The following is a 19,979-nucleotide window of genomic DNA, read 5'->3' on the forward strand; positions in this document are numbered from 1 at the left end:
ACAAGATATGGCAGCTAAATAACACGAACTGCTTTTAAAAATCCCTGCACCAACGGAGATGGGCGTTTATCAAGGGATGAGCGTTCATGCTGAAAGAGTGTCGCAACAAAATAAGGATGGGATGACAACTCAACCACCCTTGCTTCGCCTTCCTTGTTAGTTCCGGAGACGACCAAATCCTGCCCAGCCAGCCGGGCTATAAAATCTTCTGAGACACTATAGAGGCAATTGTAGTGTTCAGTAATTTCTGACTTTCCATACGCCTTTGCAATTTGTGTATCCGGGTGAAGTAAGACAACTTCGGATTTCCCTGCAAGGGGGCAGGATAAAGGTGTGATGATGATATTCCCACCGGTTCCTGTCTCAGCATGCGCAGCATCAGACATTCCCATAACATTTCGGGCATATTCAATCAGAACATACTGGAACCCTGCACATGTGCCAAGAAATGGTATCCCTTGCTCACGCGCATAGCGAATAGCCAATAACACACCCTCAGTCTTTTTATAAGGACTTCCTGGAACAACCCAGATGGCATCATAGCCCACCAGGTCTTCACCAGAATTTATTTCTTCTGTTGCAATCCAGTCATAATCTGCCGTCACACCAAGCACAGCAGCAGCGTCATCTAACGCTAAATGAATGGCATCATGTACTACGGATTCATGGTTGTAATCACCAACCAGAGCGATACGAAGTGTGGACTTCGGCAGTGAGGTAGTCATAGGGTAACCCTTATTACACAGTAATGGCTTACTTAAGTAATTTTACATGACACTCAGGAACCCAAATAGCCAATAAACGACCTGTTTATTTACTCTGCAACTGTATTGCAGAGCCGATCACATTAACGGGTGTTTTTTTGGGGAAAACAAGCTAACTGGCTGACAGCAGGATTAAAAATTTATGATAAGTCTGCCAGAAAAAAGATTGATACATGATAGCGGGTAATTTGTGTGCGGGAAAAGTCGTTTAAAAAGCGTTGTAGCATTCTGAAAAGATCCATTCAGGTGGGATTAACCTCTCCTGGCTTGCCCTGCCGTTTTCTTTCATGCAGGGGAAACCAGATACGGACACACGATTAATCCATCATTCTTTCCAGCACATCGCTGGATGAAAAGTCACTATCAAGCGGCATCAGGTGATCATCACGCACAAATGCAAAACCCGGTTGCCTGTCGAACGCGATAACATCTCCTGTAACCAACCACAGACTGCACCCTGAATCTGCTGGCAGTACTGTATCTACGCCGTTGACCGGATTAATGAAACGTTCACCGGGGCAGTAACGTTCAAACAGGCAGACAGACTTACCGATATTTACTCGACCAGACAAAGTTCTGGCACCAATAATCAAGGCCAGACTACCAGGTTTTAGCGCGCTCATTTCCTTTTCTCTTACACTGATTTTTGACGGCGTAGATCAGAGCATTCCTGGTGTAAAAAGTAAATATTTTTTGTACAAAAAATGATTATATTACATACATATGAAAACACAGTTACTGATAATGTGTCTCAACATCATTAACAGTTTGCAACGGACTGCCCCGAATAATATCTAACCGCTTTAATAAATGGTTTTGGTGAACAACCAATCTTATCCTTCAAGTTTCCAGACAACTATTTTATCTAACAGTCAAAAAACAGCACAGAAACCCCGCTTAACACAAATTCCACATTACCTCCATTATTAATTCTTTTTTTACTGCTAGATTTTATTTGTTCAGGGATAACCCCCGAACCTCATTCCATAATCAATAAGTTGACTTTGGCCCCACCCCTTGCAATGGGGCCTTTTTTTTTATCTTCTTTCATACCGCCTGAATTTTCTGCAAATACGGTTTTGACATTTATTCATAAGCCTGGATATAAATTCCATAATTTCTCCATGTTCTGTTCACTATTAGCGAGTACATTTGCTGTGTTCTCATTGAAAACCAGAGAGCATCATTCCCTATTGATAAATCATTTTTCCCCATCCACTCTGGATGGGGTTTTTTTATCAAAAAATGCCATTACGCGCTCAATAACCGTTTTTCAATGCAGTAAACTGCCTGCCCACGTCTGCCATATCAGCAACAGAAATGCCAAAGTAAATGCATTATGCGCTACCACTGGTTAATGGGTAGCAAAAACCATTGTTGGTCTCCCTTCAGTAGTCAGCACTCAGGCAGTACAATTTCCATACTGATTTCACATAAATGCGGTGATTTACCCGTGTGATAATTTATGGCCTAATAGCTTTTTTTCACCTGCCTGAAAATATTTATGCTAACCATACTTCATTTCTGTTTTGCGCTGATTGTTATCCTGGCACTGGCCTGGCTGGCAAGTTTCGAACGCAAGAAAATTCGCATTCGTTATATCCTTCAATTAGTTGTTATAGAAGCTGTTCTGGCATGGTTTTTCCTGCATGCTGAGGGAGGGCTAATTGTTATTAAACATGTTGCCAGTCTGTTTGACTCGCTACTTCATTTCGCAAGCCAGGGAACCGATTTTGTCTTTGGCGGAATGAGTAAACAAGGCATGGCATTTGTTTTCTTAGGTGTGTTGTGCCCAATTGTTTTTATTTCAGCATTGATCGGCATTTTACAACACTGGCGAATTCTTCCTGTTCTGATTCGCATCTTCGGGACAATTCTGTCAAAAATTAATGGAATGGGGAAACTGGAATCGTTCAATGCAGTCAGTTCCCTGACGCTCGGTCAGTCTGAAAACTTTATTGCCTACAAAGGTGTACTGGCTCAATTATCACCTCAGCGCATGTTCACTATGGCAGCCACTGCGATGTCAACAGTATCGCTATCCATTGTAGGGGCGTACATGACAATGCTTGAACCACGTTATGTTGTTGCCGCCCTGATACTGAATATGTTCAGTACCTTTATTATCCTGTCTGTCATCAACCCGACACAGCCAGGAAAAGATCCAGAAGTTCAGTTAGAGAAGCTTCATGAGTCACAAAGTTTTTTTGAAATGCTTGGGGAATACATTCTGGCGGGCTTTAAAGTTGCAATGATAATCCTGGCTATGTTGATTGGTTTTATTGCAATTATCAGTGCCATTAACGCACTGTTCTCAACGCTCTTCGGCTACAGTTTTCAACAACTTCTGGGGTTTGTATTTTACCCGTTAGCCTGGCTCGTGGGGATCCCTCAGGTGGATGCTCTGCAGGCTGGAAGTATCATGGCAACGAAATTAGTGGCCAATGAATTTGTCGCCATGATCGATTTACAAAAAATCGCCCATGGAATGACACCGCGAGGCTTAGGTATTCTGTCGGTATTTTTGGTCTCTTTTGCCAATTTTGCGTCTATTGGCATTGTGGCTGGTGCAATTAAAGGCCTGGATGAGCGCCAGGGGAATACTGTTTCTCGCTATGGATTACGTCTGGTGTATGGGGCTACGTTGGTGAGCCTGCTGTCAGCCGCTTTTGCCGGGCTGGTGCTGTAATCCCCTGACAATCTGTTGATATGTGGCGGAGTAAAACCGCCACATGTTAGCGTTAAAAACCCACACATACCGTGTCGTCTACACGCATTACTGAATCTTGTGCAAACCGGGTTTTATATACAGAACGCAAGGTTTCTATCTTTTGGTTTTCAACCGGGTCGTTGCCATGAATTAACATTAACGCCTTACTATTTTCTTTTGCCAGTTTACCGTCATTGCCCAACCACTGCCCGCGAGCATCAAACACAGTCAACCCATCACGAAAGCGCGGTGTCACATCCTGATCAACAAAGTGCTGCCACTCAGTGCTGCTGATATCAGGACCTCCAGAGCGGCTCAGGCCAAAGTACAATGTTGTTTGTACCATAGGATCACCCACTTTACAGGTTGCATCCACCTTTCCGGCTGTTTTGGTCGTTGGCGCAGTACAGCCTGCCAGCGAGAAAGCCAGCAACACTGCAGAAATGCCCGCCACTAATACGTTTTTCATTTATTCACCTGCCTGACTATCATCTGAATCATTGTTATTGGTATACAGCTTTGTATTACACTTCTGAATAGAATACGAAATTCAAAGGAATAGCAAGCAGACAGGTAAGAAGTGCAGGAAGGCCATGAGTTGCCTTCCCGGAATGGTTAATACTCAGCTTGCGGTTTTGTCCTGAATGAATTTAATCGCTTCTTCTTCCGTCATTCCCATACCATGTACGCGCAGGTCAACCTCGTCTTCATTCGCTTTATTTGTGAAGGTTTGTGTCTGTGATACGTCAAACACACCACTGATGATGTCACCCCGTTGAATATCATCACTGGATTGTAACTCAGCGACAATAAATCCCCCATCTTCATCACGCAACACAATGAAACCAATACGGTGTTCATGCAATACGACAACAGCATCCATCAGGTTTGCCCTCTTGTTATTCATTGAAACAATGCACCATTCCTGCAATTGTCCGGGCAGGAGGTAACTCAACCTCACCACAAAGCGTGGCTATACTTTCATTATCGGCCCGCAACAGAAAAACCTGCGCAGAAAAATGAATAACCGAGATAATTCACACCATTGCAGCAAACTGGTTTTGGTAGCCACAGTTCATCAATGTGATTTCTGCCTCTCACCTGTCAATGCTTCATATCAGGAGGTGTATTCAGCATGCTCACAGCATTTTGCAGTAGCTCAATCAACTCAAGTGCAGTTTCTTTGCTCAGTAAAAAGTTTTTGTCGCTGTGAATAGTGGGGTCCGTTGGTGTAGCCAGAAATTGGGGGGTAACAATCAATGCATCGTAATCTTTTGCGATGCGTATATCTAACCCAGCCAGCGGGAAAGTTTCATACTTTTGCTCTTCTTTCATGGGCACCCCAACTTCATCCTTACCTTTCACACCAGCAGGAAACAAAATATCCCCCGCAGTCTGGTTAATGGCATATCATTCGGCCTAATAAATGTCTCTAAGGAGAAAGTATGATTTATCATTAACCACTTTGATTTATAAGGATAATTTTAAAATCTATTGGTATCTGTACGGGGAAATAATGCGGTTTGACTGGTCGTTCTGAAAAACAATAACTCTATATCATTCACTGACAGACACCCCGTTCATCACAAGACGTTAATCACTATTCCATCAATTAAATTGCTTAACGCAGACTCTTTAATCAAGTGTAGGTGAATTTTCTGAACGGAAAGAGACTCAGTGAGAATACATAACCAGGTTCAGGCCAGACCACGGTAGCCCTGAACCTGGTCGCGGTATTAAGGGTGCATAGCTCTTGTAATAGCAGACTGTAACTCTTCAGCAGGCACAGCACCTGGCAGCACAGTGGTATTTTGCGGGTTAGCACCTGAAACTGGCATCACGATAAGGCCTGGCGTCCCGGTAAGGCCAATCGCCTGCGCAAGCTCACTGTTAGAAGTAAATATTTTTTCAGCATCTTTGGCTTTAATACCAGCCTGAGCACCTGCTGCACGGGTTGCAGAATCAATATCTTTGAGTGTAAGAGCACCTTCGAAATGACCGGTATTGTACACCGCATTATGGTAAGTGATATACGCAGAAGGCCCCTTCTGTTGCCAAACAGCCAAACCGCGTTCAGCCGCAGTTAATGAGTTGGTCCAGCGCTGGGCGAAAATAGGCCAGTCCTTAAAGATATAACGCACCCCAGGGTTACTCTTCATCGTGGCTTCCAGCTCTGGAGCCAGATGGCTACAGTACACACACTGGTAATCAAAAAACTCAATCACCGCAACTTTAGCATCAGCGGGGCCAATGGTTGGCGTGTTTTTATCGTCCAGAAGTGATTTCTGGTTATCTAATACCTGTTTCAGCATGGTTTGCTGTTGTTCAGCTTGCTGCTGCTCCTGGAGTTTCTGGCTTGCCTGCACCAAAACCTCAGGGTGAGCAACCAGATAATCTGCAGCGATTTTCCCAATTTCAGCTTGTTGTGCCGCAGTAAAACCAGTGGTGGTACCTTCTGCACCTGCGGCAAACGTTGCCAGTAAGCAACCCGATACGGCAACGGAGATTATTTTCTTCAGCATCAAGACTCTTCTTGTGTTTAATAACGCATTACAGTGACCCCTGGCTTGAATATCAAACTAGGTAAGCCAGGGCTGGTGTACCAGAACATAACCAATATGCTAAACAGATTAGTTCAGATACCTGTGGCTGTGAAGCTACCCGTATCCGGGCATAACAAGATATTGCTACACATGCTTCTGACAGAAAACAACCATCAGCCAACAGCTACCAGAATCTTATCCGGTGAGTGAAATTGATACTCCTCAACATTAACAAATTGATCCATTCTTGCTGAATTTATAACAAATTACCGGCTTCCGGGGCTCACTGATCCAATGCACCTTGTACTTGTTTCTCTCAATTTTGGTACCTGCGTCTCGCCAGACTGTTGCGATAAAGACTAGGATCATAATGCATTAACACAAAAAGGAGGTTGTCTATGTATCGAACGATACTGGTGCCCGTTGATGTTACGGAGCCTGAACTAACTGAAATGGTTGTTCCTCACGTCGAAACATTGGCAAAGTTAGAAGATGCCCGGGTGCATTTTCTGACGGTTATCCCACCGCTTCCTTACTACACAACACTGGGTCTGGCTTATTCTGCTGAGTTACCAGAGAAAGAGGACATCATTGGGGAATCCGGCAAGAAACTCGACGATGTTATTGCCCGTTTTTCAATACCCGAAGACCGGATTGAAAAACATGTCACATGGGGCGCGCCTAAGGATCAAATATTAAACCTTGCAAAAGAAATTGATGCCAGTGTGATAGTTATTGCCTCCCATAAACCCAGTGTGACGACATATTTACTGGGCTCAAATGCGGCGGTTGTAGTACGTCACGCAACTTGCCCGGTACTGGTCGTACGTTAAGTTCATAACCGCCATGTGTTATTTTCCCGGTGGTATTTACTCCACCGGGATGGTTTTATGCAGGTAAATGTCTCAACACTGTCGCCATATCTATTAGCGATCCCTTCCAGCGTCTTAATGAAACAGTGTGAATGGATACCTCCCCTCAAGTGATTAACAGGTCAAAAAGCAACCCGGTGATAATTTGCCACATAACGCAATTCTTGCAGAAGGATGCACGGCCTTCAGAACCTCCCCAACCAGTGATTCACGCAAAGAGGCTAACCCCAGAAGATCCATTTTTTCATGGATAACACTCACCCCAGGAGAATCATTCATAATCCACTCCTTGTCATTCGCCATAGCACTGTATATAACCACAGTGTAACGTTTTATATTCTGGGCAATTGTCTGATTCTCTGAAAGGCACAGCTTTACAAATCAACGTTAATCGTAAGTTGGGTAAAAAAAATGGTGTTCAGGCATTGCCACTACTAAGTGGCGCAGTAAGCTCATAAGCAAATAAATTGCAAAGGTGATTTCCTGTGATTAAAGAATTTTTTGCACTAACGGATATTAGCAACCCGGGGAAGAGACAGGCAGCGATGTTACTGCTTACCGATCCAACAGGGCGCGTCGTGTTGCAACTTCGGGATGAACATAAACCGATTCGTTTTCCCGGCCACTGGTCATTATTTGGTGGTGCGATTGAAACTGGTGAAACGCCTCTTGATGCCGCCCGCCGTGAGCTCGCAGAGGAAACAGGCCTGGTTCCTGCTCAAAACATGTTTCGTCCTCTCACCGTTACACTGGCATCAGAAACCGGGCGTGAATTAATGTTTGTCTACCATCTCAATCTTGAAATAACCCCCGCAGATATTCAATTACATGAAGGTGCCGGGTTTGGTTTCATGCTCGCAGAGCAGTTTCCGCAACTAAAACTGGTTCCCTGGCAATGGCCGGTATTTAACTATTTTTTCAGCAATCGAGACTTTTGAAACTGTCAATAATTTCATATACCAGAAAGATATGAAAAACAGATAATATAAGTATTCTTTTTTCTGCTATGACTTTCGTCACGCATTGCACAATTCATTTTTCTTATAGATATAAGAATTAAATATTTTGTTATTGTTTGTCGCATTTTTTTGCATATTACACGCCTACTATCATCTCTGATAACATCAGCTATTGGGTCAACACAAACTGACTCAATTAACTGCATTAGATTTCATAACAACAACCACAACATGAGCGTTTAGCTCTCACTATAATGAGGATAGTCATGTTTCAAACCAATAAGAAACAACTTGCTCTTTACACAATAATTGCTGCTGCTTTACCCGTCAGCCAGACTTTTGCCGCCACAGTCCCTGCTAATGTTACGCTAGCCAGTAAGCAAGTGCTGGTAAGAAACAACGGCTCAGAGCCTGCCACAATAGATCCTCAACTGGCTGAAAGCAATGAGGCATTTAACATTATCCTGGACTGCTTCAGTGGGTTGGTGAACATTACCCCACAGGGAAAAATTGTACCTGATCTGGCTGATAAATGGGAAAATAAAGATAATACGATTTGGACATTTCACTTACGCCCGGGAATTGTTTGGTCAAATGGGAAGCCAGTCACTGCCGATGATGTTGTATTTAGCTGGCAACGTCTGGTTGATCCGAAAACAGCATCACCTTATGCATCATTCGCCGCTAACGCGCATATACTTAATGCCGAAGCTATCGCCGCTGGTAAAATGCCAGCATCCGCTCTGGGTGTAAAAGCACTTAATGCCACTACTGTCCAGGTAACACTTTCGCAACCTGTCTCCTATTTTTTACAATTTGTCGGCCACCCATCACTGTTTCCAGTAAGTAAGGCAGATGTTGAAAAATATGGGGATAAATGGACACAGCCAGAGAATATCGTCACCAGTGGTGCCTATAAACCTACACAATGGGTGGTAAATGAAAAACTGGTTGCTGAGCGTAATGATAAATACTGGGATAATAAAGCAACTGTTATTAATCAGGTTACATATTTGCCAATAGCCGATCAGGCAGCAATGATCAATCGCTATAAAACAGGCGAAATAGATATCACTGATACCATTCCCACGATTCAGTATCAGTCACTAAAAAAAACATATACCAACCAGGTTCACAGTACTGACCTGCTTGGGGTTTATTACTACAAATTTAATACTGCCAAAGCACCGTTTAATGATATTCGGGTTCGTGAAGCACTTAACCTGGCACTGAACAAAAAAATTATTGCTGAAAAAGTTGTTGGCCAGGGTCAAAAACCCGCAGACACTCTGATGCCGTTAAATATTGGTGGAATGAAATTTACACCACCTGATTATTCAACATGGTCACAAGAAAAACGCAATGCAGCCGCAAAGAAATTACTTGCTGAAGCCGGGTTTAATGCCCAACACCCCTTATCACTCAATTTACTCTACAATACTTCCCAGGATCACCAGCGCATAGCTATTGCCGCCACATCAATGTGGAAGAAAAACCTGGGGGCGAATGTCAGCATGAGTAACCAGGAATGGAAAACTATGCTGGAAACTATGCGTCAGGGTAATTTTGATCTGGTCCGTTATACATGGCTTGCTGATTACAATGAACCATCAACATTCTTTAATACTTTCCGCACTAACGATACACAAAACACAACCAGGTACAGTAACCCTGACTTCGATAAAGCACTGAAACAGGCCAGTGAAGACACCTCACCCGCCAAAATAAAACAGGATTACCAGACTGCCAGCGATATTCTGTCCCATGATATTCCAGCCATCCCTGTTTACTACTATGTTCAAAACCAACTGGTGAAACCCTTCGTAGGAGGCTTTACCGTTTCTCCGCTTGGATTCTATTTGACCCGCGATATGTACATCATTAAGCACTAATCTCGGTACAAGTGCGGCATAACAGGCCGCACTTTTTTCTTTGCAGTCAAAGGACTATGATAATAATTACATCCTGACATCAAGGCTCGTTTATCTATGGCTACTCACGCACTTACCATTGGCCCTGACAAGGTGGAATTCAGTACTCCACCCGTGACACTCAACATTGGCTATGCCACCCTGGCGGCAAAATTTACCCAGTCCCCCTACCCCAGTGAGCAGGATGTAGAAAACGCAATAATGGCTGTGGAAAATTGCATCCATGCCGAAAAATTACTGCGTAACCTGGACTCGAACCAGGTGTGCAATGATAGCTGGATTCAATCAGTAGCGCTCAGTACTGGCTGCCAACAAAAACTTACCCAGGATAACATTGAGTGCCTCTTTAACGATATTGTAGATATCATCGCGGGCCGCCCAAAACGCCAGGGAGAGTTTCCTGACGACCCCGGGTTTATCGCCTATGTCACTCTATTACGTGAGCTTTCTCATCACCTGAACATTCAGAGCTTCACGCTTCACAATTAACAAATTCTACCTGTGTACTGTTTCCCTTTATCACCTCTTTTTTAGACCATGCGCGCGAGTCTGTTTCTATTCAGCGACCAGTAATCCGCTAAGCAGAAAAATTCGGGTTTCGGGCTTTAGCGGCAAAAATGGCCTTATACTTACAGTTGTTTTTATCGGTAAACGCCAGATTGTGTACAAAGGAAAAAACTATCAAATCCGTGGGTTGATTCAATTATCTATTATTGAAAGGAACAGATAGCTTAGGAACACCCTCTACAGGAATGAATGAATAACACCAGACAATCCTCAGGAAGCATACGGAGCCAGAAATGAGCAATTCAAGCGATAACGTTTCAAAATGTCCCTTCCACTCTAACGAAGCGACACAAAGTGCAGGTAATGGAACGCATAATGCGGACTGGTGGCCTGACCAGCTACGTGTAGACCTGTTAAATCAACATTCCAGTCGTTCCAATCCGTTAGGCGAAGCTTTTAATTACAGAACTGAATTTAAAAAGCTGGATTTTTCCGCACTGAAAGCGGATATCAAAAATGTTCTGACCGATTCTCAATCCTGGTGGCCTGCCGACTGGGGAAGCTATATTGGCCTGTTTATTCGTATGGCCTGGCACAGTGCCGGTACTTACCGCATGGAAGATGGCCGTGGTGGTTCGGGGCGTGGTCAGCAACGCTTTGCACCACTTAACTCCTGGCCAGATAACGTCAGCCTGGATAAAGCTCGCCGCCTGTTGTGGCCTGTGAAGCAAAAGTATGGGCAAAAAATCTCCTGGGCTGACCTGATTATTCTTGCCGGTAACGTCGCACTCGAAAATGCCGGGTTCCGTACATTTGGCTTTGGTGCTGGTCGTGAAGATGTATGGGAACCGGATCTCGACGTCAACTGGGGTGAAGAGAAAACCTGGCTGGCACACCGCCACCCTGAAGCACTGGCTAAAAACCCGCTTGCAGCGACTGAGATGGGGCTTATTTATGTAAACCCGGAAGGCCCGGATGCGAGTGGTGATCCACGTTCAGCAGCCCCTGCGATCCGTGCGACTTTTGGCAATATGGGCATGGATGACGAAGAAACTGTGGCACTGATTGCTGGCGGTCACACTCTGGGTAAAACCCATGGCGCAGGCCCGGCAACACATGTTGGCCCGGAACCAGAAGCAGCGCCAATAGAAGCCCAGGGGCTTGGGTGGCAAAGCAGTTATGCCAGTGGTGCAGGCGCGGATGCCATCACTTCGGGTCTTGAAGTCGCCTGGACCCAAACGCCAACTCAGTGGAGCAACTACTTTTTTGAGAACCTCTTCAAGTTTGAATGGACACAGACGCGCAGCCCGGCAGGTGCCATTCAGTTTGAAGCAAAAGATGCGCCAGACCTGATTCCAGACCCATTTGAACCAGGTAAGAAGCGTAAACCCACGATGTTGGTGACCGATTTAACCCTACGTTTCGACCCGGATTTTGAAAAAATCTCCCGCCGTTTTTTGAATGATCCACAAGCATTCAATGAAGCTTTTGCGCGTGCATGGTTCAAACTGACTCACCGCGATATGGGGCCGAAATCACGCTATATTGGCCCGGAAGTGCCGGCAGAAGATTTGATCTGGCAGGACCCGCTGCCAGCAGCAACTCACAAGCCAACCATGGCAGATATTACGGCTGTGAAAAACGCCATAGCAGAGTCAGAGTTGTCTGTCAGCGAACTGGTTTCTGTTGCCTGGGCTTCAGCATCCACTTTCCGCGGCGGAGATAAACGAGGTGGAGCTAATGGAGCTCGCCTGGCACTTGCTCCACAAAAGGGCTGGGAAGTTAACACTATTCCTGCGCAGGTCTTGCCGAAACTGGAAGCTATTCAACAGGCATCCGGCAAAATCTCGCTGGCTGATGTCATTGTACTTGCTGGTGTAGTGGGTATCGAGAAATCGCTGGCAGCTGCCGGGGTTTCTGTGCCCGTTCCCTTTACGCCGGGCCGTGTTGATGCCCGTCAGGATCAAACCGACATCGCTGGTTTTGCTGTGCTGGAACCTGTTGCTGATGGTTTTCGTAACTACCGCCGTGTAGCCGGAAAAGCCAGCACGGAATCATTGCTTATCGATAAAGCACAGCAACTGACATTGACGGCGCCAGAAATGACTGTGCTGGTTGGTGGCCTGCGTGTCCTGGGTGCTAACTTTGACGGTAGCAAGCATGGCGTCTTTACCGATAACCCGGGTGTGCTGAGTAATGACTTCTTTGTGAACCTGCTGGATATGCGCACAGCATGGAAAGCAGCAGATGAGAGCAAAGAAGTGTATGAAGGCACTGACCGCCACAGTGGAGAACTGCGTTTCACAGCAACGCGTGCCGACCTGGTATTTGGCTCTAACTCTGTACTGCGTGCACTTGCTGAAGTTTATGCCAGCAACGATGCTAAACAAAAATTTGCCGAGGACTTTGTTTCTGCCTGGACAAAAGTAATGAACCTGGATCGTTTTGACTTGCTGTAAACAGTAACGTCACCAGTAAGCACGTCAGCATCAGTGCACTGACTTCTTTACATGGTATTGAAAAAACCGGCAATTTTTGCCGGTTTTTTTATTGAGCCAGCCATGACAACCTGAGTATCACAACCTGAGTGTTACATCATTCAGGCATCTGCATGCCAGTACGCATTCAGTTGCATCAGCATCTTGTCACGCGTTTGCGCGTTAACGAAAGCAGACTTCAGGCTATTTTGGAGTAACGTGTAGCACTCGTTTTCTGTTAATTGCAGTGCGCTGATAATAGATTGATAGTTCTCGTTAACGTGCCCGCCAAAATAGGCCGGGTCGTCTGAATTGATGGTGACATTGACTCCCGCCTGTAAAAGTTCACGCAAATTATGTTCTCCCATGCTATCGAATACCCGCAGTTTGACATTAGACAAAGGGCATACTGTCAGCGGCATCTGGGTATCACTGAGGTGTGCGACAAGATCAGGATCGTCAAAGCTTCTGACGCCATGATCAATCCGTTCACTCTCAAGGAGTTGCAATGCCTGCCAGATATACTCGACAGGCCCTTCTTCACCAGCATGAGCAACCCGCCGGAGCCCTGCCGCTTTAGCTCTGGCAAACACACGGGCAAATTTCTCTGGTGGATTTCCGTTCTCGGAAGAATCAAGGCCAACACCAGTCAGCCATTCTGGATAGCGGATAAACCATTCGCGCGAATCTGCAAAGGTTTTCAGTGCATCTGATTCCGGTAAATGGCGTAAAAAGCACATTATCAGTTGAGTTGAAATCCCTTTTTCACGGGCGCTTTCAAGGGCTCTGACCATGCCAGGAATAAACACGTCAAAACCAATACCGCGAGATGTATGGCTCTGTGGGTCAAAAAAGATCTCAGCATGAATGACACCATTTTGACAGGCATTGTCGAGATAGGATGACGTCATTTCATAGAAGTCGTCTTCCGTTTGCAGCACACTGGTACCAGCATAATAGATATCCAGGAAAGACTGCAGAGATGTGAACTGATACGCCTCGCGCAATTCATCCACTGTAGACCAGGCAAGAGGAATACGGTTCCGTTGCGCCAGTTTAAAAATCAGTTCTGGCTCCAGAGTGCCTTCTATATGTACATGCAACTCAGCCTTGGGAGCCCGGAACACCTTTTCAATAAGCGATGGCGTATTTTGCATAAACACTCTCTTTGTTTGGTTATTTTCATCAGAGATGAAATCATTCGCCACATCTTCACACGGGCATAATCATGATTCATTCAGCCAGGTACACTTCTGGTGTGCCTGAAGACAGTGCCAATAAGTAAAACTATAGCCAGTCCTCACAGTGATGCCTGGGCAACAACTTTCCAGAATAAATATCAAATACAGTTAAACACTCCGTGAATCAATAGAGAATGAGCATCCGCGCAATGACAGCGGATTTTGTGAACAATATTGCAAGCCAGGTGCTACGTTAATTCAATTCAGGCTAACTAAAACGCGCTGAATAAAACAGGCTGGCGTTTTGCTGTAAATGGGAGGATGGGAGAGTATCGATATGGTTCGCCGTTATGCGCTCCGGGCCCAGAACCACTTATCTGAACACGCAAAAAAATTGATGCGATTCTGGGAGAGGATGTCCCAAATTTGTCCCACTCGGGAAAAATGACAAAAGGAGGATGTTTGTAAGCCATTGAAAATCAATGGTGGGCTGTGAGGGATTCGAACCCGCGACCGATGGATTAAGAGTCCACTGCTCTACCAACTGAGCTAACAGCCCATAAGGGAAACTAATTCGAGGCAAAAATTTACTCTTCTGATGACAACGTCGCAACATCAATATGTAATAAAAAAACCTTTTTAATTGCATGGGATTATATACTTATGTTTATGCCCGCTGTTAATGTTAAACCATTTATCAAGCAAGACCATTTTATGAGCAAATCCATGTAAAAATGTTCAATTAATGCTCAAAATAAACTAAATCGCTCATTAATCACCCGTTTGCACATAATGTGCTTTATTACCTGGTCAGTAAGAAATCGGAGATTCAATCAACTGGCGCACAACATTATCAACATACCCGTTATATAATGAAGTCAGGGAAGTCACCGCTGATACATATCGATGCCATTGGTTCTCAGAGCACTAAAATCAGCAGCAGAAATCAACATGTTGTCAGCTGTTGCCAGGAGCATGGGTAAATATGACAGAGGCCGCAGATGCGGCCTCAAGAGATTCTGAATGCAAAGAGATTGTCATGCTTTTATTTTTCGGTAGATAAAAAGCACTACCAGTGCACCGATTACTGCAACTACAAAACTCCCGACGTTAAAGCCATCAACCTTACCATAGCCAAAGAATGTGCTTATCCAGCCACCGACTACGGCACCAATAATCCCCAAAATAACAGTGATGATAAAGCCACCACCATCTTTACCAGGCATAATCCACTTCGCCAGGATACCTGCTATGAGCCCGAACACAATCCATGAAATAATTCCCATAGTTTTCTCCATTCATTCGCTGGTCATTCACAAGGAAAAATAAGCATAGCACAGTCTGCAAAAATAATTGTTCGCATTACATTCAACCGATTAATTTTTTGTAAAAATAGGATTCATCCCATACACATTAACAACAACATTTAATACCTCCAATCATGACGACCAATCAATTAAATCAAGTAAAATAAATATTTTCATATATAAGAAGTTTATTCTTTCATAACCCTCTCACCGAATCATTCATTAATGCATATTTACCCCATTAAATAACTCAGACCATGATATAATTATAACCATATATTGTAATATTCTATTCAATAAACATTGACGACACACCGGATAATACCTCGTTATACTCTTGATGGGTGGTCGGATACGAAAGACACAGTGCTTTTTTCATTTGCCATTTAGTACAGAATGTATGTATACCCGGTCACCGAAGTTAACTTCATCCTTAACAAGTAAACCGCCACACTTCCAAAGCGGTCATTAGGCGGTATTGTTGACAACAATGCAGGTTCAACTCCCCCGTTGTTCTGGTTGGCAGAAGTTGGGTTAGCGCCAAAACGGTAAGCGATAGCTCCGTTTTACCCCGGGCTTCAAGGGATTTACCCATCGAGGTGGCCAGATGCTGCTTTCCGGTTAAGGCAGCGAAACAGCCAGGGAATAAAGTTCAACGAGAGCGGCTCAATATAGAAGAGTGGAAAGTTATTTTCGAAACAGCGAATGGCATGCCCCGCTATATTCAAAATACGATGCTTATTGCACTCGTTACCGGCCAACGGCCTGGTGATATTGCCCGAATGAAATTCAGTGATATATGGGATGGTTATTTGCACATTGAACAAAGTAAAACTGGGACTAAATTAGCTATTCCCCTGAGTCTTAAATGTGATGCAATAGATACTACCCTTGAGCAGGTAATAGTACGGTGCAGGGATAAAATATTGAGTCCGCATATTATCCACCGCCATCACACAACCTCTCAGGCTAAACGGGGTGGTGCCGTATCCGAAAAAACCATCACCTCCGGTTTCAGTAATGCCCGGGATAAAAGCGGTCTTCAATGGAAAAATGGAACGCCGCCGACATTCCACGAACAACGCTCCCTGGCTGAACGCCTTTATCGCGAACAGGGGATTAATACACAGCACCTGTTAGGGCATAAAAAACAGGCTCAAACAGACAAGTACCACGATGACAGAGGCAAGAACTGGCTGGTTGTTGCAGTGTAATTTTTCACCGGTTTTGCAGAAGAGTTTTGCAGAAGAATTTTCGAAGCCACAAAAAAACGGGAACCCACCGGCTCCCGTTCTTCACTAACCAGCCACGCAGATTACATGTTCGCGATAATCGCGTCACCAAACTCGCTACATTTCAGCAGTTTAGCGCCATCCATCAGACGTTCAAAATCGTAGGTTACGGTTTTGGCAGCGATTGCGCCTTCCATACCTTTAACGATTAAGTCAGCGGCTTCGAACCACTGCATGTGGCGCAGCAGTACATAAGTAATGAAGTACTAATATACTGATTTATAAGCTTAATCCTGTAATTAAGCTACAAAAAATCACCTCGTCAGACATTTCATAACCTATTGATATCAGATACTATATTTTTGATTTTGGGGAAGCAGTGACTGACAAAAGAATAGGCTTATACACAGAGTAGATCACATCTTTCGTTCCCAAATATGCTGGCTAATGTATCAGAACACATATCTTCCACTAGAAAACGCATTGCAAACTCTCACGTTAAGTTCATCACTACGAATTTAGTAATAAACATATGTCATTTTTTTCCGATACTAACTAGTTAGTAACTCTTGCAAGCGAAGATAATCCGATCAAATGACTAATTAGCAAGGAAAAATATGAAATTACTTGATTATGACAAAAAGACACTACTCGAAATCCATGCATGGAAAAACCCTCAACGCGGATGGTTAGACAAAGCCATAGATGTTGTTAACAAGCCACTAAATGCTGCCGGAGAAGCTGTTCTTTCCACCCCGGTAGTAGGTGACGCAATACAAAAAGCAGCTGAAGGGCTGATTAGTGTATGTAATGACGCAGCCCAATGGTCAGTTAGATCTGAAGCGGTGTTTGAAGAGTTTCGCTCAGATGGGCATAACCACATTGAACAGCACAGTGATATCAAAACACTAAGACTAGAAGATATTGATAAGACTGTCGGATGGCTTGCAGCAAAATATAAAGGCATAGCTTTGGCGGAAGGTGCTGGCGCTGGGGTGGCGGGCATTGCCGGTCTAGCTGTTGATATCCCTACACTTATTACGCTAAATCTGCGCGCAATTGGAGAATATGCAACTTACTACGGATTTGATATAGCTAAGCAAGAAGAAAGACTTTTTGCGTATAACATACTGGCTTTCTCTTCATCCCCAACTGATATGTCCAAAAATTTAGCTATGGCACAACTTATAAAAATATCCCAACAAGTGGCCAAGAATCAAGCATGGAAGCAACTTGAGCAGCACACTTTTGTGCAAATTATTAGACAGATAGCCAGCACGCTTGGCATTCGTCTAACTAAAGCGAAATTGGCACAAGCCATACCGATGACTGGAGCCATTGTAGGTGGCGGTTTTAATGCATACTTTACATCAAAAGTCTGTGAAGCTGCTTATTACTTATACCGCGAGCGCTTTCTAGCTGAATTATATGGTGCCTCAATCATAGAAGAAACCGTAAAACCAGCTAAAACATATGAACCAGACTATCCTGATGCCTTTGAAGGTGAACTAATGGAATAAAACTCCCATAAAAACTCACTGAAAGTTTTCTCATAAATATATGGTTATTGTTAGTGCTGTCGATAATTACCATCGGCAGCATCCTTAACCCACAAGTTTTAATATAAAATCAACTACAATACATTGGATATAGAATAACACAAACGTGGACTCATGAATCCATGTTAGCTCTGAAATTTATGCATTACCAAGTACTGCATAAACTCCCAAAAGCGCATAAGATTAAGCGAATAAAATGGAATTAGTACTTATTACGGTTCATTTATTAAAGTTCATGGTCAGAATCATTTTCACTTTATACTAGGCATCTGATAGAACTTCAATTAGTACGCTGTTACACAATTGCTGAAAGTTAGTTCATTGCACACCCATTTTTACGCTTCCCTGCTTAACGCATTGGCTCTATACTTAAAGAATATTATTTTTATTGAAACGACTTTACATTACTCCATTTATTGATAAAGTAGCAATATAAAAAAGCAATACCTTTCGATATATGTTAACAATCTGACAAAAAAATCATCATGAACAAAACCATCATTGAGAATATCAAAACACATGAGACATTCACTGTCGCAACAATTACAGCACTATGTTATGCAGGTTCATATGCATATGAACGGGGATTTTCGATTTACTTTGGCATTCCAACAGAATTTATCACTGTTACCCCAAACAGTATAGTTACATCAGCTATTCTATTCATCACTTTCTGCATGTCCTTTTATATCCTATCATCATTTTTAATAAAAATATCAGAAAAAATTGGCAATAACAATATTCATATATATGGAATGATAGTACTATCACCATTAATTTTATTTGTTTATATAGTATTATCATTGATAAATGCATTAAGTTTAACTATTTTTTTAACCAGCACAATTCTATATATTCTTATGGTTATGAGTATTACATTAACCATAAAAAAAAGCACCGAAATTAATGTTAACACCGACGTGACTGACAAATCCGCCTTCTCAAAAATCGATAATTTCATTACATCCATATTTTGGCTTGCTATAATATTTTTCATTATCACCAGCAGCACTGGAAACTTTATCGCAAGAACAACTGATAGCTTTAATGTATTTCAATACAACAATGAAGAGTATAGAATAATAAAAACCTACGGGGATAATGTTATAACCCAAAAAATAAATAAAGACATCAAGCCAAAGGGTGTTTTTGTTTTCACCACTGAAGACCTAAAAGGAAAATTAATAACACAACCTCAAAAAAATGATTTTTTTGAATAACCAAATAATATATCAATATCATTCTGAAGGGGTTACCCCTCCTGAATGACAATGTTCAACTATAATTTGAAACGGGAAATTTTTTATACAGGGTAGAGATCCCTACATCAAAAATTATGGCTACTCTCTTCCTGGATTCACCAGCAGCAATCAATCTACCGGCTTGCGCCCATTGCTCTGGTGACAACTTTGGACGGCGCCCCCCGATCCTGCCTTCTTCTCTCGCCGCAGCCAAACCAGCCCGGGTACGTTCTACAATAAGCTCACGCTCCATTTCCGCCAGGGCACCCATGACATGAAAGAAAAATCGCCCCATCGGGGTACTGGTATCAATGCTGTCGGTCAAACTACGAAAATTAACACCGCGCTGGCGCAAGTCTTCGATCAGCACAACGAGATGCCGCATACTGCGACCGAGCCGGTCCAGTTTCCATACGACGAGCGTATCGCCCTCCGATAACATCCGGAGCAGCTTTTTCAGTCCTGGTCTCTCGGATGTCTTTCCGCTGATTTTATCCTCGAAAATTAGCTCACATCCTGCGCAATCAAGCGCATTTCGCTGCAGTGCTGTGTTCTGGTCATTTGTTGACACGCGTACATAGCCAATAAGCACAATCTTTTCCCCTAGCAAAAGCCAGCAGCATGCCAAAACATGGGGAAATGGTCATTCTCTAAAACCTTGGTTTGGGAGATATCGCCCTGGCGGGGGTGTGCACC

General features: G+C 43.7%; 18 protein-coding genes, 1 tRNA gene and 3 pseudogenes. 10 read left to right on the forward strand and 12 right to left on the reverse strand.

Features of this window, described 5'->3' with window-relative positions:
• Positions 1-14: 14 nt before the first annotated feature.
• Positions 15-725 carry a CTP synthase C-terminal region-related (seleno)protein gene (locus A9B99_RS06375; RefSeq protein ID WP_064595775.1) on the reverse strand — a complete coding sequence of 237 codons (711 nt, stop codon included), beginning with the start codon at positions 723-725 and terminating at the stop codon, positions 15-17.
• A 356-nt stretch (positions 726-1,081) separates the two neighbouring features.
• Complete coding sequence (locus A9B99_RS06380; RefSeq protein ID WP_064595777.1) at positions 1,082-1,387, reverse strand: hypothetical protein; 306 nt, start codon at positions 1,385-1,387, stop codon at positions 1,082-1,084.
• An 881-nt stretch (positions 1,388-2,268) separates the two neighbouring features.
• On the opposite strand from A9B99_RS06380, the gene A9B99_RS06385 reads away from it, so the two are divergent.
• On the forward strand, positions 2,269-3,453 hold the full coding sequence (locus tag A9B99_RS06385) for a NupC/NupG family nucleoside CNT transporter (protein ID WP_064595779.1): 1,185 nt from the start codon (positions 2,269-2,271) through the stop codon (positions 3,451-3,453).
• A 52-nt stretch (positions 3,454-3,505) separates the two neighbouring features.
• On the opposite strand, the gene A9B99_RS06390 is transcribed toward A9B99_RS06385, so the two are convergent.
• The 4 genes from A9B99_RS06390 to A9B99_RS06405 form a co-directional block, all read right to left on the reverse strand.
• Positions 3,506-3,943, reverse strand: coding sequence for a DUF3574 domain-containing protein (locus tag A9B99_RS06390; RefSeq protein ID WP_064595781.1), 438 nt, complete (start codon positions 3,941-3,943; stop codon positions 3,506-3,508).
• A gap of 153 nt (positions 3,944-4,096) precedes the next feature.
• Positions 4,097-4,381 carry a hypothetical protein gene (locus A9B99_RS06395; RefSeq protein ID WP_082917829.1) on the reverse strand — a complete coding sequence of 95 codons (285 nt, stop codon included), beginning with the start codon at positions 4,379-4,381 and terminating at the stop codon, positions 4,097-4,099.
• Between the two features lie 197 nt (positions 4,382-4,578).
• The gene (locus A9B99_RS06400; RefSeq protein ID WP_156519007.1) at positions 4,579-4,809 is read right to left on the reverse strand and encodes a hypothetical protein; all 231 of its coding nucleotides are present in this window, start codon (positions 4,807-4,809) and stop codon (positions 4,579-4,581) included.
• 401 nt (positions 4,810-5,210) lie between these two features.
• A complete protein-coding gene (locus tag A9B99_RS06405) occupies positions 5,211-5,996 on the reverse strand; it encodes a DsbA family protein (protein ID WP_064595785.1) in 786 nt (261 codons plus the stop codon).
• Between the two features lie 419 nt (positions 5,997-6,415).
• Here A9B99_RS06405 and uspF point away from each other — a divergent pair, with 419 nt between their 5' ends.
• Positions 6,416-6,850 (forward strand): universal stress protein UspF, encoded by a 435-nt coding sequence (uspF, locus tag A9B99_RS06410; protein WP_064595787.1) that lies wholly within the window; start codon positions 6,416-6,418, stop codon positions 6,848-6,850.
• A gap of 153 nt (positions 6,851-7,003) precedes the next feature.
• On the opposite strand, the gene A9B99_RS23790 is transcribed toward uspF, so the two are convergent.
• Positions 7,004-7,168: a hypothetical protein gene (locus A9B99_RS23790; protein ID WP_156519008.1), complete on the reverse strand. Its 165-nt coding sequence runs from the start codon at positions 7,166-7,168 to the stop codon at positions 7,004-7,006.
• A gap of 206 nt (positions 7,169-7,374) precedes the next feature.
• Between A9B99_RS23790 and A9B99_RS06415 the strand changes: the two genes are divergently transcribed.
• From A9B99_RS06415 to katG, 4 genes are all read left to right on the forward strand, one after another.
• Positions 7,375-7,827, forward strand: coding sequence for an NUDIX domain-containing protein (locus A9B99_RS06415; RefSeq protein WP_064595789.1), 453 nt, complete (start codon positions 7,375-7,377; stop codon positions 7,825-7,827).
• A gap of 287 nt (positions 7,828-8,114) precedes the next feature.
• Complete coding sequence (locus A9B99_RS06420) at positions 8,115-9,740, forward strand: ABC transporter substrate-binding protein (protein WP_064595791.1); 1,626 nt, start codon at positions 8,115-8,117, stop codon at positions 9,738-9,740.
• Positions 9,741-9,836: 96 nt separating this feature from the next.
• Positions 9,837-10,268, forward strand: a complete 432-nt coding sequence (locus tag A9B99_RS06425) for a hypothetical protein (RefSeq protein ID WP_064595793.1) — start codon at positions 9,837-9,839, stop codon at positions 10,266-10,268.
• A gap of 311 nt (positions 10,269-10,579) precedes the next feature.
• The gene (katG, locus tag A9B99_RS06430) at positions 10,580-12,745 is read left to right on the forward strand and encodes a catalase/peroxidase HPI (protein WP_064595795.1); all 2,166 of its coding nucleotides are present in this window, start codon (positions 10,580-10,582) and stop codon (positions 12,743-12,745) included.
• 140 nt (positions 12,746-12,885) lie between these two features.
• On the opposite strand, the gene A9B99_RS06435 is transcribed toward katG, so the two are convergent.
• Positions 12,886-13,920, reverse strand: a complete 1,035-nt coding sequence (locus A9B99_RS06435; protein WP_064595797.1) for an adenosine deaminase — start codon at positions 13,918-13,920, stop codon at positions 12,886-12,888.
• Positions 13,921-14,257: 337 nt separating this feature from the next.
• Between A9B99_RS06435 and A9B99_RS23570 the strand changes: the two are divergent.
• Positions 14,258-14,412, forward strand: a pseudogene (locus A9B99_RS23570) (integrase); the annotation flags it as partial.
• Positions 14,413-14,427: 15 nt separating this feature from the next.
• Here A9B99_RS23570 and A9B99_RS06440 read toward each other — a convergent pair.
• Positions 14,428-14,503: transfer RNA gene (locus A9B99_RS06440), tRNA-Lys, on the reverse strand.
• Between the two features lie 478 nt (positions 14,504-14,981).
• On the reverse strand, positions 14,982-15,230 hold the full coding sequence (locus A9B99_RS06445) for a GlsB/YeaQ/YmgE family stress response membrane protein (RefSeq protein WP_064595799.1): 249 nt from the start codon (positions 15,228-15,230) through the stop codon (positions 14,982-14,984).
• Positions 15,231-15,868: 638 nt separating this feature from the next.
• Here A9B99_RS06445 and A9B99_RS06450 point away from each other — a divergent pair.
• Positions 15,869-16,465 (forward strand): annotated as a pseudogene (locus A9B99_RS06450) (tyrosine-type recombinase/integrase); the annotation flags it as partial.
• Positions 16,466-16,566: 101 nt separating this feature from the next.
• Here the strand turns inward: A9B99_RS06450 and A9B99_RS23090 are convergent.
• Positions 16,567-16,734 (reverse strand): annotated as a pseudogene (locus A9B99_RS23090) (NADP-dependent isocitrate dehydrogenase); the annotation flags it as partial.
• A gap of 366 nt (positions 16,735-17,100) precedes the next feature.
• Between A9B99_RS23090 and A9B99_RS06455 the strand changes: the two are divergent.
• The gene (locus A9B99_RS06455; protein ID WP_064595803.1) at positions 17,101-18,003 is read left to right on the forward strand and encodes an EcsC family protein; all 903 of its coding nucleotides are present in this window, start codon (positions 17,101-17,103) and stop codon (positions 18,001-18,003) included.
• Between the two features lie 524 nt (positions 18,004-18,527).
• Positions 18,528-19,262, forward strand: a complete 735-nt coding sequence (locus A9B99_RS06460; protein ID WP_064595805.1) for a hypothetical protein — start codon at positions 18,528-18,530, stop codon at positions 19,260-19,262.
• A gap of 55 nt (positions 19,263-19,317) precedes the next feature.
• Here the strand turns inward: A9B99_RS06460 and A9B99_RS06465 are convergent, their stop codons facing one another.
• Positions 19,318-19,875, reverse strand: coding sequence for a recombinase family protein (locus A9B99_RS06465; protein ID WP_064595807.1), 558 nt, complete (start codon positions 19,873-19,875; stop codon positions 19,318-19,320).
• Positions 19,876-19,979 lie beyond the last annotated feature (104 nt).

It is taken from the genome of Mangrovibacter phragmitis, from assembly GCF_001655675.1.
Classification (GTDB): domain Bacteria; phylum Pseudomonadota; class Gammaproteobacteria; order Enterobacterales; family Enterobacteriaceae; genus Mangrovibacter; species Mangrovibacter phragmitis.

Excerpts from the sequence above, each read along its gene's own strand:
- A9B99_RS06375 (WP_064595775.1), bottom strand. The coding sequence starts at position 725 with ATGACTACCTCACTGCCGAAGTCCACACTTCGTATCGCTCTGGTTGGT.
- A9B99_RS06380 (WP_064595777.1), bottom strand. The coding sequence starts at position 1,387 with ATGAGCGCGCTAAAACCTGGTAGTCTGGCCTTGATTATTGGTGCCAGA.
- A9B99_RS06385 (WP_064595779.1), top strand. The coding sequence starts at position 2,269 with ATGCTAACCATACTTCATTTCTGTTTTGCGCTGATTGTTATCCTGGCA.
- A9B99_RS06390 (WP_064595781.1), bottom strand. The coding sequence starts at position 3,943 with ATGAAAAACGTATTAGTGGCGGGCATTTCTGCAGTGTTGCTGGCTTTC.
- A9B99_RS06395 (WP_082917829.1), bottom strand. The coding sequence starts at position 4,381 with ATGAATAACAAGAGGGCAAACCTGATGGATGCTGTTGTCGTATTGCAT.
- A9B99_RS06400 (WP_156519007.1), bottom strand. The coding sequence starts at position 4,809 with ATGAAAGAAGAGCAAAAGTATGAAACTTTCCCGCTGGCTGGGTTAGAT.
- A9B99_RS06405 (WP_064595785.1), bottom strand. The coding sequence starts at position 5,996 with ATGCTGAAGAAAATAATCTCCGTTGCCGTATCGGGTTGCTTACTGGCA.
- uspF (WP_064595787.1), top strand. The coding sequence starts at position 6,416 with ATGTATCGAACGATACTGGTGCCCGTTGATGTTACGGAGCCTGAACTA.
- A9B99_RS23790 (WP_156519008.1), bottom strand. The coding sequence starts at position 7,168 with ATGAATGATTCTCCTGGGGTGAGTGTTATCCATGAAAAAATGGATCTT.
- A9B99_RS06420 (WP_064595791.1), top strand. The coding sequence starts at position 8,115 with ATGTTTCAAACCAATAAGAAACAACTTGCTCTTTACACAATAATTGCT.
- A9B99_RS06425 (WP_064595793.1), top strand. The coding sequence starts at position 9,837 with ATGGCTACTCACGCACTTACCATTGGCCCTGACAAGGTGGAATTCAGT.
- katG (WP_064595795.1), top strand. The coding sequence starts at position 10,580 with ATGAGCAATTCAAGCGATAACGTTTCAAAATGTCCCTTCCACTCTAAC.
- A9B99_RS06435 (WP_064595797.1), bottom strand. The coding sequence starts at position 13,920 with ATGCAAAATACGCCATCGCTTATTGAAAAGGTGTTCCGGGCTCCCAAG.
- A9B99_RS06445 (WP_064595799.1), bottom strand. The coding sequence starts at position 15,230 with ATGGGAATTATTTCATGGATTGTGTTCGGGCTCATAGCAGGTATCCTG.
- A9B99_RS06455 (WP_064595803.1), top strand. The coding sequence starts at position 17,101 with ATGAAATTACTTGATTATGACAAAAAGACACTACTCGAAATCCATGCA.
- A9B99_RS06460 (WP_064595805.1), top strand. The coding sequence starts at position 18,528 with ATGAACAAAACCATCATTGAGAATATCAAAACACATGAGACATTCACT.